A 12,903-nucleotide genomic window follows, 5' to 3' on the forward strand; every position below is an offset into this window, starting at 1 on the left:
GGGTGGGCCGCCTCGGTGACGGTTGTGTGGGGTCGATCATAGGGATCGAGCCGCGTGAGGCGTAGGGTCGGGCACATGACGACACAACGTGCATCAGATGTCATGGTCAGGGCCCTGGAGAACGAGGGCGTCGAGCGGATCTTCGGCATTCCCGGTGAGGAGAACCTCGACTTCGTCGACTCCCTGCGGAATTCATCGATCGAGCTCATCCTCACCCGTCACGAGCAGGCGGCCGCGTTCATGGCCGCCACCTACGGTCGGCTGACGGGCAAGCCCGGTGTGGTGCTCACGACCTTGGGGCCGGGCGCGCTCAACCTGGCGACCGGGGCTGCGTACGCCCACCTCGGCGGGATGCCGGTCATCATGATCACCGGTCAGAAGGGCATCCGCACCGCTGAGCAGGCGGCGTTCCAAATGGTCAATACGGTGGCGACGATGGATCCCCTGACGAAGGTGAGCAAGCAGATCACCTCGGCGGCGATGATCCCGACGATGGTCAGGGAGGCGTTCCGCGCCGCTCAGGCCGAGCGTCCGGGACCGGTGCACCTCGAGCTGCCCGAGGACATCGCCGGGATGCCGGTCGACGGGTTCGAGCTCATCGAACCGCATACGAACAGTCGGCCCGTCGCCGGGGATACGGCGATTGCGAACGCCGCGAACGTCATCAGGGAGGCGAAGAACCCGCTGCTCATGCTCGGTGCGGATGCCTCCCGGGCTTCCTGCAGTGAGGAGCTGTCGCGTTTCGTTGCGGGGATGCGCATCCCCTACGTGACCACGCAGATGGGCAAGGGCTCGGTGACGGGAGCGTCGGATCTGTACATGGGCACGGCGGCCCTGACCTCCGGTGACTACGTCCACGACGCGATCGATGCGGCCGATGTCATTGTCACCATCGGTCACGATACGACGGAGAAGCCGCCGTTCACGATGGATGAGAACGGACCGACCGTCGTGCACATCGGATACCGTCCCGCCATCGTTGAGCAGGTGTATTTCCCGCAGTTCGAGGTCATCGGTGACCTGGGTCCGTCCTTGGACAAGCTCGCCGAGGTGCTCGGCGGTCCCGTGCCCACCGCCGAGGCGCTCCTGCCGATGCGTGATGAGATCCTCATCAAGATCCACGAGGGAGCCGATGAGGATCGGTTCATCCCCCAGCGGATCGTCCAGGAGGTCCGTGATGTCGTGCCGACCGATGGAATCGTGGCCCTGGACAACGGAATGTACAAGATCTGGTTCGCCCGCAACTACCGCACGACCAGGGCGAACACTCTGCTGCTCGACAATGCGCTGGCGACGATGGGCGCCGGATTGCCCTCGGCGATCGGGGCAAAGCTGACCTACCCGGAGCGTCGGGTCATGGCCGTGGTCGGCGACGGCGGGTTCATGATGAACAGCCAGGAGATGGAGACCGCCGTGCGTTTGGGTCTCGATCTCGTTGTCGTCATCCTCGAGGACAACGCCTACGGCATGATCCGGTGGAAGCAGGCCGCGGACGGATTCCCCGACTACGGTCTGACCTACGGCAACCCGGACTTCGTGAAGTACGCGGAGTCGTATGGGGCCACAGGCACCCGCGTCGAGGATGTCGACAGCATCAGCGATGCCCTGGAGAACGCGTTCGAGGTCGGTGGAGTGCACGTCGTGGTCGTGCCCGTCGACTACTCGGAGAACAAGCGCGTGCTGATCGACGAGCTGGGCAAGCGGTGAGGTACTGATTCAGCGTCGCGTCTGGCTCTGACCCGCAAGTTGGTCGATTGATACGGTCACGGCTCTTCACGATTCTGCTGGGGATCTCCACGCTGTGCGCGTGGGGATCCCTCGGCCGGATCATCAAGGCTGCCCTCCGGGACTGGCCGATCAATTCACTCCCCCGGACAGTCCCGAGGGGTAAGCGAACGAAGACTAGCCAGGCCAGTCATTTCGAGGAACCCAGATCCAACCTTCTCTTCGCGTACTCGACTTCAATTCAGTGGGAGCCGGCTCGCATCTGCCCAGATAGGCTTCCAGTGCGATGATGGCGGCAAGCACTGCGTCCAGCGCATTGTCATCGGCGAGGCAGAAGTCTTTGTGCCCATTCCACTCCAAGTTGGGAAATTTCGCGGTTAGGTCGTCGACCAACTGGTGCCGGACTTCAGAATTCTTCTGTCCTTTGTAACCACGATGTTGCAGGCCCCACACTTTCAGCGCTGCCGCAGGATAGACCTCATAGACGACACCTGACCCGTCTCGGGCGACTGAGACGCCCTCTGCCCTCAGGTGTGCCTCAATGCCGGCCCAGCGCATTGCCGCATAAGCAATCCGCTCGGTGGCTACGCTCAATGGCCAGACACCGGCGCAGCGTTGGACGGACCGGTCAGTCTCCCTCAGCGCCAGCCCCCGTCGCCATTCGCGGTCGGTGGCCACCGGCGCGGGCAGATGTCCACTGGCGTGGTCGGACACGAACTCGACGAATCTCTGTGGCCATCCAAGAGGCACGTCGATACCGGTCCGGCCCACCTGAACAATTGCGTCCCGGATTGCGTCATCATCGGCGCCAAGAAGAAGTTCGTCGATTGTCATTTGCGCGTTGAGCGATTCCCCCTCGCCAAAATTGAGTATAGCGAGGCCAGTGCGGTCCGCCTCGGCTGCGAGGTCGACTCCGGCAACCTTCATCCCGACCTTCTTTCCATGTGTATTCACGGGGCTATCGGCCCGCTCCACGGAGGTACCGACGACGGACGCCGTTTGCTGACCAGTGTTATCAGTACGCCGGTGGACGTTCAGAGGACTCGAACGGATAGCGTGCCCGGAAGTCATCAGCGATCTCGCCCATGGTCACAATCTTCACACCGTCGTGCCCGCCGATGTAGTCCAGCAGACGTTCGAGCATGAGCAGCACCTGCGGACGGCCGGATACATCCGGGTGGATCGTGATCGGGAAGATCGCATAGTCGAGTTCGCGGTAGACCCAGTCGAACTGGTCGCGCCACAAGGTCTCGATATCGCGGGGATTGACGAAGCCGTGGCTGTTCGGGCTGCTCTTCACGAACAGCATCGGCGGCAAGTCATCGACGTACCAGTTCGCAGCAATCTCGACGAGGTCGATCTCCTTGCCGTGTTTGAGCGGCTTCATCCAGGTTTCCGGCGACTGCGAATAGTCGATCGGCGTCCATTCGTCTCCGGCGATGGAGTAGTACGGCACGAAATCCTTGTGGCTTTGGCTGTGGTCGTAGTCGAACCCGAATTTCTTCAGCAGCTCAGGCGTGTATGCGCTCAGCTCCCACCATGGGGCGACATAGCCGCGTGGCTGGATGCCGGTGAGGTTCGTGATGAGCTCGACGGACTTCTCCATCACGATGTCTTCCTGACGGTTCGTCATCGCGACGGGATTCTCGTGGCTGTAGCCGTGAGCGCCGATCTCATGTCCGTCGTCGTACACCATCTTGCACTGGTCGGGGAATGTCTCGAGCGAATGGCCGGGGATGAACCAGCTTGCCTTGAGGTCGCGACGTTTGAGCATCTTCAGGAGCCGGGGAACTCCGATTTCGCCGGCGAAGATTCCTCGCTGAATGTCCGAGGGAGAGTCTTGCCCGCCGTAGGAACCGAGCCAGCCCGACACTGCATCGATGTCGATACCGAGTGAAACGAAAATCTCTTTGGCCATTTTGCGCATCCTCCGTCGATTCGAAAGTGAGAACGCGGACTCGCTGCGGGCGAATGCCGCGATGCTGTGAGTCTTTCACCGAAGAGTGATCTGCGCAATAGGTGTCTCACCTGGTCAGGGACCGTGCTTCTCCGTTTGGAGGCTCCCGTGCTCACTCCACGGTGATGCCGAGTTCCGAGGCGAAGAGTTCGGCGAAGAGCATGAGCTGGGTGTCGTCGATGGTCGCTCCGCGCAACGAGTGCACGCCGGAGATCTTGTGCGGTTCCAGTCCCCGGATATCGACGTTGCCGAGGGCGGCGCCTTCGCACTGGAAGACTCCGACGCTGCTTCCCGGAAATGCGACCCGGCTGACCTTCGCTCGGTCGAGGTCGATCTCGTCGATCTTGCAGTCGCGGAACTCGACATCGGTAAGCTTCGACCCGCGCAGGTTGAGGTAGGAGATACGGCAATTGGTGAATCGCACCTTCTCCCACACGCTGTCATAGACAACGCCGGCACCGATCCGTGTTCCAGAGATCGCTGTGTGCAGTAGGTTTCCACGGGACATAGTCCACGTGTCGGCGCGGCAGTCCGTAATCTCCGTGCCGGAGATCCTGGCCCCGGTGAGATCGACCGGCACGTCGACATCGCCGAAATTGACGTTCGACCATCGACCGTCGAGGAACGTCGCTTGGGTGGCATCCACCTCGGCGAGGTCGAGATCGGTGAATTCCATGCCCTCGAGGAATTCCTCGGGATCGATATCCCCGAGGTAACCCTGGGCAAGTTCGCCGAGGTTAATCTTCGGTGGTCGCGGCGTCTCCGTGGTCATGGGCCCACCCTAATCGCTGCCGGTGACATACCCCGTCGTTGCGAGTTCACCCGAACGAAAACACGCCTTGTTATCGTCGGGTGCATGGACTCGCGGCCACGCTCACCCAATGACCGCGATGCACCCTACGCGGTTGCGTTTGCAGCAGGCGGGGTGCTCGCTGTTGTCTACCTCGTGGTCCGTTACCTGCACGCTCAGTACATCGGCTGCGGTGAAGCCGGCTTCCAGTGTGGCGGGGCCATCAATGACCTGTTCTTCGGGTACGGAAGCTGGTTTCTTGGATTTCTTATCGTCCTTGGCTGGGTGGCCACGGCGGTGATTGCACCGTCGGTGCTGAATCAGCTCCGACCGCACACGTCATGGTGGAGACGCGGACTCATCGCCACTGGATTCTGTTTAGCCGTGACCGTTGTGATCATGGTGGTCTACAGCGGAATAGTGACGTATTCGGAATAAGGCTGAGCGATCGACGTCTCCCCCGCTAGACTGCAGGCATGAAGCCACTGACAACGATCCTGTCATTGCCCGTTGCCGATCCTCAGGCCACCGCGAACTTCTACGCCGATGGACTCGGTCTCGAAACCGGCGGTGTGGACGACGGCATCGTCGCCTTCGAACTGCCGAACCTCTCGATCTTCTTCATCACCGCAGACGAATACGGCCAGTACCTCGAGCTCTCAGGCCAGCCCGGTTCGAAGAATCCGGTTCCAGGAGCCAGCATCATCTCGTGCGCCTTCGCCACTAAAGCCGAGATCGATGAGACCCTCGATCGTGCGATCGCCGCCGGTGGATCAGCCGATCCGGGCCAAGATGTCGATGGGTCGTACATGGGCTACTTCGCTGACCCGGACGGATACATCTGGGAGCTCGCCGCCAACGAGCAGACCGCGAAGGCCGCTGCGAACGGCTGAATAGTTTTACGCACCTGTCGGACGGTCACGGAGGGCTTTCGCGCACGATGAGCGCACAGTCGTGCGCGTCTCAGCGGCCACGGGAAGCTGAGACTCCTGCCAACGCCGTTTTCGGGACATCGACGAAACCGAGTCTCTTCACCGCCGAGGTGTAGACGACATACTCTTTGATGAGTGCCACAGGCACCGTCACCGTGATCAGCAGTTGCGGTACCGACGGAGAGGCCCCCGTACCGAAATCGAGTACCCAGAAAATACACGCAACAGCCGAGAAGACGACCACTGACTCGATCGCTTCATTGAGATGATGACTCCGCAGCGTCGCCAGAGACTTCGGCGCATCGGCAGTATCAACCACGCTCGTCTCACCGCCCTGACTACTGCTGTTAATCGACTAGGTTACTTGTCGTCACAGTAGCGCAGATCGCCGCAGAATTGAACCATGCCCGCAGTTCAGCGAGCCAGTCCGGAGCACCTTCCCCAATGCACAGAAGCTGCCCAGCCCCTCACATCCGCTGGTTGCGAGCACTTTCGTAGATGCACACTCCGGCGGCGGTGCCGAGGTTGAGGCTTTCGGCCGAGCCGTAGATCGGGACGGCCACGGATGAGTCGCACAGCTCCAGATCCTCGGCGCTCATCCCCCAAGCTTCGTTGCCGAAGACCCAGGCGGTACGTGCGGTTAGGTCGAGGCCCGTCTCCCAGGGGTGGTGAAGATCGTGGGCTTCGTCGTTCGCGTCGGCGGCGAGCACCTGCAGGCCGCGGGCACGGGCCAGTTCGGTCACCTCGGAGAGTCCGACTCCGGTGACGATGGGAATGTGGAAGAGCGAACCGGCGGTCGACCGCACGACCTTGTCGTTATAGACGTCCACCGACGACGATGTCAGCACGACGGCATCGGCGCCCGCGGCATCGGCCAGGCGAATGATCGTGCCGGCATTGCCCGGATCGCGCACTTGCGACAGGACGACCACGAGCTGCGCTTCCTTGTCGAGCACGGAGGTCAGCTCCACGTCGAGCGCCCTGCACACGGCCACGACGCCTTGTGAGTTCACGGTCGATGCGAGCTCGGTGAGAACCTCGGGGGTGACGATGCTGCACTGCATGCGCCCGTGCTTGGCTGTGGAGACGAACGACGGATGTTCTTCAGCAGCCTCCTCGGTGATGAAGAGCTCAACGATGGAGCCCTTGCGCGCCAGTGCCTCCCGCACGGCCTGTGGACCTTCGACGAGGAATTGCCCCGTGGACTTGCGATCGCGACGCTTGAGCAGCTTCGCGGCGTTCTTGATCCGCTTCGACTGAGGTGAGGAGATGACGTCAGGGAGTTTCATGAAACCGTGTTCTCGATCCGTTGAATGCTGAAGTGGAAGAGCTGGGTGCTGAAGAGGCAGAAGCTGAAATGAGGACCAGGCAGGTCCTGGCAGAAAGACCGACGGCCCCGAACCTGCAGTTCGGGGCCGTCGTCGATCACCGAGGCGATCGGTCAGTCACTTATGTGACCGGAGTCTTGAGATGACGCTGCTCAGGCGGCGTCGGTCTTCGCTGCGTTGACGTCAGCAGGAAGAGCTTCCTTGGCGACCTTGACCAGGTGCGCGAAGGTGGCCGAGTCGTTCACGGCGAGCTCGGCGAGCATGCGACGGTCGACCTCGACTCCAGCGGCCTTGAGGCCCTGGATGAAACGGTTGTAGGTCATACCGTTGGCGCGGGCGCCGGCGTTGATGCGCTGGATCCAGAGACGACGGAAGTCGCCCTTGCGCTTGCGACGGTCACGGTAGCTGTAGACCAGCGAGTGGATGACCTGTTCTTTGGCCTTGCGGTACAGGCGCGAGCGCTGTCCGCGGTAGCCGCTTGCCCGGTCGAGGATGACCCGGCGCTTCTTGTGAGCGTTGACCGCTCTCTTCACACGTGCCACGTGTTACTCCTTTGAAAAGTTCGTATCTGCCGGCGGTGCCGGACTCTGGTTCAAGCTGAGACAGCCGATGTCGACTGCCCGTGGGAGATCCCGGAGACTGTCCGGGAAGGAAAGACCCGAAAGGGGTCTCACCTGCCCTTGAGCTTGCCCAGAAGCTTGCGGGCCATGGCGCGGTCGCCGCCGGTGAGTTCCTGGTCGGTGGACACGCGGCGCTTACGAGCCGAGGACTTGCCCTCGAACTTGTGCTGGTTGTTCACGCCTTCACGCATGATCTTGCCACTGCCAGTCACGCGCATGCGCTTCTTGGCGCTGCTGTTCGTCTTCTGCTTCGGCATAGTGCCGTTCTCCTTTGCAATTCGTTGCCCGCGTCAACCGCGGGCAACTACTTCACACGCACAGACCAGGACGGACCTGGAACGCGACGTACTTAATTTCTCACGCGTCCGGGCGAGCTGCGTTCTTCTCTGCAGCGACCCGATCGCGACGGGACTTCACCTCAGCGGACTTGCCCTTGGCATCTGCCGATGCCTTCCGGGCCTCCGCCTTGGCGTCAGACTTTGACTTGTGCGGGGCGATGACCATCACCATGTTGCGTCCGTCGACTCGCGGTGAGGATTCGACGGAGCCAAGATCGGACACATCTTCGGCCAAGCGGTTGAGCAGCTTGATGCCCATCTCGGGACGGGACTGCTCACGTCCGCGGAACATGATCATGACCTTGACCTTGTCGCCGCCTTCGAGGAAGCGGGTGACGTGGCCCTTCTTCGTCTCGTAATCGTGTTCGTCGATCTTGAGACGGAAGCGGATCTCCTTCAGCGCAGTGTTCGCCTGGTTCTTCCGGGCTTCTCTGGCTTTCTGGGCAGATTCATATTTGAATTTTCCGTAGTCCATGAGCTTGGCTACGGGTGGCTTCGCCTGTGGGGCTACCTCGACGAGGTCGAGGCCGGCTTCACCGGCGAGATCGAGTGCCTTGCGAATGGCAACGATACCGACCTGTTCACCATTGGGTCCGACCAACCGGACCTCGGGAACCCGAATCCGGTCATTGATGCGCGTCTCGCTGATGTGTTCACTCCTTTTGCTCAAATGTGGTCGTGACAACGAAAAAGGCTCCCGTTGACACATGCCAAGGGAGCCTGCACACACGAGCAGTACGGTAGACGTACGTTCAGTGAATACACCTCGATCTGCACCCATTCGGACTACGTCCGAAGGACAGATCTTTGGACCCGATCGCTCTTCGCGATCAAGGTGGGAGACAGACTCCGCTTCGCACCAGCTACCAGTGTACTACGCTTCATGACTCTTCGCACATCGAAGCCCTGGTGTGATCGCCGCATTGATTTATATGTCAAGCTTAAGGCATGAGTTCTGAAGAATCTGTTCCCGCCGAGGCGATCGCCGACGTTACGCGCGACATCGCCGAGGTCCCCGCTGTCGAGGTCATCACCTCCAGCGCCGTCCACCTCATGTCCGCTGCCGCCGTCAAGTGCGGCCTGGCCGAGGACACCGCCGAAGGTCGCGGCGCCGACCTCCAGGACCTCGATGAGGCCCGCAAGCTCATCACCGCACTGGCCGGCTTCGTCACCGGTGCTGCTACCGTGATCGGCGACCACCACGCCCGCCCGCTGCGCGATGGACTGCGCAGCCTGCAGCTGGCCTTCCGTGAGGCTTCGGAATACCCCGACGCCCCCGGCGAAGGTCCCGGAGAGAAGTTCACCGGCCCCGTCCGCTGACACTCCCCCGCTGACCACTCACGCAACGGCCCTCGATCATCGATCGGGGGCCGTTGTCATATCCTCATTCGCCGAGGCTGCCGTGCCCTTGCCCGCAGACGTTCACCGATTTACGCGCCGAGGCGGCTGACCACCCCGGACATGAGATCGTCTTCCAGGCGCTCGAATCCCGGCCCGAATTGGCCGAAGCGCAGACCGTTGATCAGCCCGACGATGGCGACCCAGACCGTGATGGTCTCCAAGATCACGGAGTCCTCGTAGTCGAGGCCGAGTTCGTCGAGACCTTGCCGCAGCGGCTCGAGCGTCGCGCTCAGCTCCTGAGCTTCGGCACTCTGCGCGCCCCGGGCCGCGCCAGCTCCGTTGGCCGCCTCGGTGCCGGTCGCTGACTCCGCCACCAAGGACGCCAAGGCGACCATGATGCGTGTTCCCGGCACCACAGTCTCCTCACGGGGAGCCTCATACCCGTCGATCGGAGTGCCGTAGATGAGCGCCCACCGATTCGGATACGTGCGCGACCAGTCAAGCATCGCCAGCGCGAGCACCTGCACGCTCCGCTCCCCAGCCAGAGCCTCATCGACAGCATCGGCGATCTGCGAGAAGGCGTCGCGGATGAGGATCGTCAGCAGTTCGTCCCGGCTCTTCACGTACCGATACACCGCACTGGAGACGACTCCGAGCTCACGGGCGATCGCTCGTAGCGACAGCCCGTCGACGCCCTCGTCATCGATCATGCGATTGCCGATGGCCGTGATCTGCGCTTCCGTCTCGATGCGGGCGCGCTGCCGCGGGGTTTCAGTCATGGCTTCACCTTACGATCCGAGAGCAATGATGACAACAGTGAGCAATGCTCTTGAATTGTCAACGCGTGAGGCCTACGCTGATTCGAGAGAGCACTGCTCTCGTTTATCACTCGGAGGTATCGAAAGGGATCCGTCATGAAAACAGCACTCGTCATCGGCAATGGTCAGATCGGTTCGGAGATCGCGGCTCAGCTCATCGCATCAGGCACAGTCGTCCGCATCGCCACCCGCTCCGGCAGAGGTTCATCCAGCACCTCATCCGGAGCGACCAACACCACCGCCCCGTCGGAAGCCTCGTCCACGGCTGGCACGACGACTGTCAGCGCTCCCACCCACATCAAGGCCGACGCGAGTGATCGCGCTCAGCTGGCCGAGTCCGCTACGGGAGTCGATGCGATCTTCGCCTGCGCACACGCTCCCTATGACAGTCGGAAATGGGAGCAAGTCCTCCCCCGCCTCGATGCGGCGATTCTGGACACCGCCGCGGACCTCGGCATCCCTGTCGTCTTCCCGGAGTCGGTCTACGCCTTCGCCGGACTGCGCACCCCGATCACTGAAACCTCCCCGTTCGCTCCGGTGGAGGATAAGGGACGAATCCGGCAGCGACTCATCGAAGCACGTGACGCTCACTCAGCGACCAGTGCGAGCGTCATCGCGGGCGATCTGCTCGGCAGGACCGCAGAGAAATGGTCGTCGGTGGTGCGGATGTGCATCACCGAACCGATCTCTCACGGGCGCCGGGCCATGGTGCCGGCACGGACAGACGTCCCGCACGGAATCACCGTCATCGCCGATCACGCGGCTGCCATGATCCAGGCGGCTGAGGATCTCAAGAGCGTCCCCGCGGGGACGCATCAGCTGGGGATCGCACCGGCATCAAATCCGACATTGGCCGACATCGCCGACTTCACCGCTGACGTCGTGGGGAAGAAGCACAAGCGTCCGGTCTCAGTCCCGCGTTGGGCGACCCGTGCCATCGGCGCTTTCGAACGCTCCTTCTATGAGCTCAACCAGTTGGCACCGATCTGGTACGAACCCTGCGTCATTGCCTCCAGTGATTTGGCCGAAGCTGTCGGCACAACCGACTGGCGCGAGGGCGTGCGACAGATGCTCTGAGGCATAAACGTCACGAAGTCCTCTGACCTCGGAATTTCGACAGTAGTCCGCAGAACTGCATGGTCGTTTGCTGTTTCTGTCACCGATTGGGTTGGGACTCAGTCATGGAAGTCTTCCGGCTCGGCTGGGATGCGCTTCGCCATGAGACAGAACTTGTTGCCGTCCGGATCCGCGAGAACATGCCAGCTTCCTGACGGCACGACATCAGTCTTCTGCGCACCCAGAGCCACAAGTCTTTCGAGCTCAGCCGAGCTGGGTCTGGGGTTTTGACGATAAGATCGCTGATTCGACTCACCATGGGCAATCGGACCTCACAGACGGATCCCGTTGCCCGGGCCCAACGGCAGGTCGAAGACGAACCAGATGCCCAGCAGCACGGCCCAGGCCAGCCAGAACGGGATGACGAACGGGAACATCCGAGAGATGACCGTGCCCAACCCGGCGTTCGGCTCATACCGGCGGACGAGGCCGAGGAGGACGATCATGTACGGGTTGAGCGGGGTGATGACCTGAGTGGCCGAGTCTCCGACGCGGAAACCGGCTTGGATGAACGCGGGTTCGTAGCCGAGCAGGGCGAAGAGTGGGACGAACACGGCAGCCATGAGGGTCCACATCGACGATCCGGAGACGATGAACAGGTTGAGCACACTGGCCAGGAGCATGAAGCCGATGACCGCGGCGAACCCGGTCAGCCCGATCGCCTCGAGCCCCGACGCACCTGCGACGGCGATCCACGAACCGATTCCCGTCCAGTTGAACAGGGCGATGAACTGGCCGAGGATGAACGCGAGAATGAGGAACGACATCATGTCGATGATCGATTGGCTCATCATCTTCACGAGGTCGTTCATCGACCTCACGGTGTGCACGACGATGCCGTAGACGACGCCCATGAGCATGAAGTAGGCGAAGACGATGAACACGATCGACGACAGCAGCGGGGACTCCGGGAGGAATCCGCCGTCCTCGTTCCGCCAGGGAGACGATGGAAGTAGGAACGCGAAGAGGAAGACTGCGGTGAGGACGAGACCCGAGACGACCGCCCAGATCAGCCCCTTCTTCTCCTCGGGTTCGAGTTCGGCCTTGATCTCGGTGGACGATTCATCGTTCGAAGATTCAGAGGATCCATCTGTTTTCACCGAGGCATCACCGTAGGGGCTGTCGGGTGCCTGGTATTCGCGCGCCAGACCGCTTCCCGAGCCGTTCGCGTATTCGCGGGGCACTCCCTTGCGCACCATGTTCGGTTCGATCAGCCGGTCGATGATGAATCCGGCGATGACGGCCAGCACGATCGACGAGGCGATATTGAAGTAGTAGTTCGACACCGGGTTGACCGCGGTGTAATCGGTGTTCGGCAGGGTCTCCATCACCGAGGTGGTGATCCCGGCGAACAGAGCGTCGAGGCTCGTCGGGACGATCGAGGTCGAATAGCCGGCACCGGTGGCGGCGAACCCGCCGATGAGCCCGGCCATCGGATGCCGTCCTGCCGCTTTGAATACGAGCGCGGCCAAAGGCGGGATGATAACGAACGCCGAGTCGGCCATGATCGACCCGACCACCCCGACGAAGCCGACGGCATACGGCAGCAGCCACTTCGGGCTCTTGCCGAAGGCGATGCGCACGGCCGCGGCGAGCATTCCCGACTTCTCGGCCACACCGACGGCGAGGAGAATCGGCAGCACCGTCGCCAAGGGCGGGAACCCGATGTAGTTGTCGCCCATCGTCGTGGTCAGCCACGACAGGCCCTCCCCGGTGAACAGTCCCTTGATCGCAACGGTCTCGTCGCCGCCGGGAATGGCCACGGTGACATCGGCCATGGCCATCGCCGTGGAGACGAGGCCGGTGATGATGAAGAGCCCGAGGAACAGTGTGAACGGTTCGGGCAGCTTGTTTCCGATGCGTTCGATCCAGTCCAGCGTGCGCTGGCCGAAACCGACTTTCCCATCTGTCGTCGACATGAGCGGTCCTTCTCTTCGA

General features: G+C 61.9%; 16 protein-coding genes. 5 read left to right on the forward strand and 11 right to left on the reverse strand.

Features of this window, described 5'->3' with window-relative positions; translation table 11 throughout:
• Window positions 1-75: 75 nt before the first annotated feature.
• A complete protein-coding gene (locus ACSBQT_RS10005; protein ID WP_410711290.1) occupies window positions 76-1,707 on the forward strand; it encodes an acetolactate synthase large subunit in 1,632 nt (543 codons plus the stop codon).
• 195 nt (window positions 1,708-1,902) lie between these two features.
• On the opposite strand, the gene ACSBQT_RS10010 is transcribed toward ACSBQT_RS10005, so the two are convergent.
• The 3 genes from ACSBQT_RS10010 to ACSBQT_RS10020 form a co-directional block, all read right to left on the reverse strand.
• Entirely contained in the window at window positions 1,903-2,652 is a 750-nt protein-coding gene (locus ACSBQT_RS10010) for a DUF429 domain-containing protein (RefSeq protein ID WP_410711289.1), read from the reverse strand.
• Window positions 2,653-2,740: 88 nt separating this feature from the next.
• Window positions 2,741-3,643: a polysaccharide deacetylase family protein gene (locus ACSBQT_RS10015; protein ID WP_410711288.1), complete on the reverse strand. Its 903-nt coding sequence runs from the start codon at window positions 3,641-3,643 to the stop codon at window positions 2,741-2,743.
• A 151-nt stretch (window positions 3,644-3,794) separates the two neighbouring features.
• On the reverse strand, window positions 3,795-4,454 hold the full coding sequence (locus ACSBQT_RS10020) for a pentapeptide repeat-containing protein (protein WP_410711287.1): 660 nt from the start codon (window positions 4,452-4,454) through the stop codon (window positions 3,795-3,797).
• A gap of 84 nt (window positions 4,455-4,538) precedes the next feature.
• Here ACSBQT_RS10020 and ACSBQT_RS10025 point away from each other — a divergent pair, with 84 nt between their 5' ends.
• Both ACSBQT_RS10025 and ACSBQT_RS10030 read left to right on the forward strand, forming a co-directional pair.
• Complete coding sequence (locus tag ACSBQT_RS10025) at window positions 4,539-4,910, forward strand: hypothetical protein (protein WP_410711286.1); 372 nt, start codon at window positions 4,539-4,541, stop codon at window positions 4,908-4,910.
• Between the two features lie 38 nt (window positions 4,911-4,948).
• A complete protein-coding gene (locus tag ACSBQT_RS10030; protein WP_410711285.1) occupies window positions 4,949-5,365 on the forward strand; it encodes a VOC family protein in 417 nt (138 codons plus the stop codon).
• Between the two features lie 70 nt (window positions 5,366-5,435).
• Here ACSBQT_RS10030 and ACSBQT_RS10035 read toward each other — a convergent pair whose 3' ends face one another.
• The 5 genes from ACSBQT_RS10035 to infC all read right to left on the reverse strand — a co-directional run bounded on the left by ACSBQT_RS10035 (window position 5,436) and on the right by infC (window position 8,360).
• On the reverse strand, window positions 5,436-5,723 hold the full coding sequence (locus ACSBQT_RS10035) for a hypothetical protein (protein ID WP_410711284.1): 288 nt from the start codon (window positions 5,721-5,723) through the stop codon (window positions 5,436-5,438).
• Between the two features lie 148 nt (window positions 5,724-5,871).
• The gene (locus tag ACSBQT_RS10040) at window positions 5,872-6,693 is read right to left on the reverse strand and encodes a TrmH family RNA methyltransferase (protein WP_410711283.1); all 822 of its coding nucleotides are present in this window, start codon (window positions 6,691-6,693) and stop codon (window positions 5,872-5,874) included.
• A 191-nt stretch (window positions 6,694-6,884) separates the two neighbouring features.
• Window positions 6,885-7,274, reverse strand: a complete 390-nt coding sequence (rplT, locus tag ACSBQT_RS10045; protein WP_039206669.1) for a 50S ribosomal protein L20 — start codon at window positions 7,272-7,274, stop codon at window positions 6,885-6,887.
• A 128-nt stretch (window positions 7,275-7,402) separates the two neighbouring features.
• Window positions 7,403-7,609, reverse strand: coding sequence for a 50S ribosomal protein L35 (gene rpmI / locus ACSBQT_RS10050; protein WP_039206667.1), 207 nt, complete (start codon window positions 7,607-7,609; stop codon window positions 7,403-7,405).
• Window positions 7,610-7,709: 100 nt separating this feature from the next.
• Window positions 7,710-8,360, reverse strand: coding sequence for a translation initiation factor IF-3 (infC, locus tag ACSBQT_RS10055; RefSeq protein WP_229664191.1), 651 nt, complete (start codon window positions 8,358-8,360; stop codon window positions 7,710-7,712).
• Between the two features lie 278 nt (window positions 8,361-8,638).
• Here infC and ACSBQT_RS10060 point away from each other — a divergent pair, with 278 nt between their 5' ends.
• Window positions 8,639-9,010, forward strand: a complete 372-nt coding sequence (locus ACSBQT_RS10060) for a DUF1844 domain-containing protein (protein WP_039206663.1) — start codon at window positions 8,639-8,641, stop codon at window positions 9,008-9,010.
• Between the two features lie 110 nt (window positions 9,011-9,120).
• Here ACSBQT_RS10060 and ACSBQT_RS10065 read toward each other — a convergent pair whose 3' ends face one another.
• Window positions 9,121-9,810, reverse strand: a complete 690-nt coding sequence (locus ACSBQT_RS10065) for a TetR/AcrR family transcriptional regulator (RefSeq protein ID WP_410711282.1) — start codon at window positions 9,808-9,810, stop codon at window positions 9,121-9,123.
• A 135-nt stretch (window positions 9,811-9,945) separates the two neighbouring features.
• Between ACSBQT_RS10065 and ACSBQT_RS10070 the strand changes: the two genes are divergently transcribed.
• Window positions 9,946-10,926 carry an NAD-dependent epimerase/dehydratase family protein gene (locus tag ACSBQT_RS10070; protein ID WP_435001654.1) on the forward strand — a complete coding sequence of 327 codons (981 nt, stop codon included), beginning with the start codon at window positions 9,946-9,948 and terminating at the stop codon, window positions 10,924-10,926.
• A 98-nt stretch (window positions 10,927-11,024) separates the two neighbouring features.
• Here ACSBQT_RS10070 and ACSBQT_RS10075 read toward each other — a convergent pair whose 3' ends face one another.
• The gene (locus ACSBQT_RS10075) at window positions 11,025-11,231 is read right to left on the reverse strand and encodes a VOC family protein (RefSeq protein WP_435001691.1); all 207 of its coding nucleotides are present in this window, start codon (window positions 11,229-11,231) and stop codon (window positions 11,025-11,027) included.
• A gap of 6 nt (window positions 11,232-11,237) precedes the next feature.
• Window positions 11,238-12,884: an AbgT family transporter gene (locus ACSBQT_RS10080; protein WP_435001655.1), complete on the reverse strand. Its 1,647-nt coding sequence runs from the start codon at window positions 12,882-12,884 to the stop codon at window positions 11,238-11,240.
• Between the last annotated feature and the right edge of the window lie 19 nt (window positions 12,885-12,903).

It is taken from the genome of Brevibacterium sp. H602 (assembly GCF_051172395.1).
In the GTDB taxonomy this organism is placed as follows: Bacteria; Actinomycetota; Actinomycetes; order Actinomycetales; family Brevibacteriaceae; genus Brevibacterium.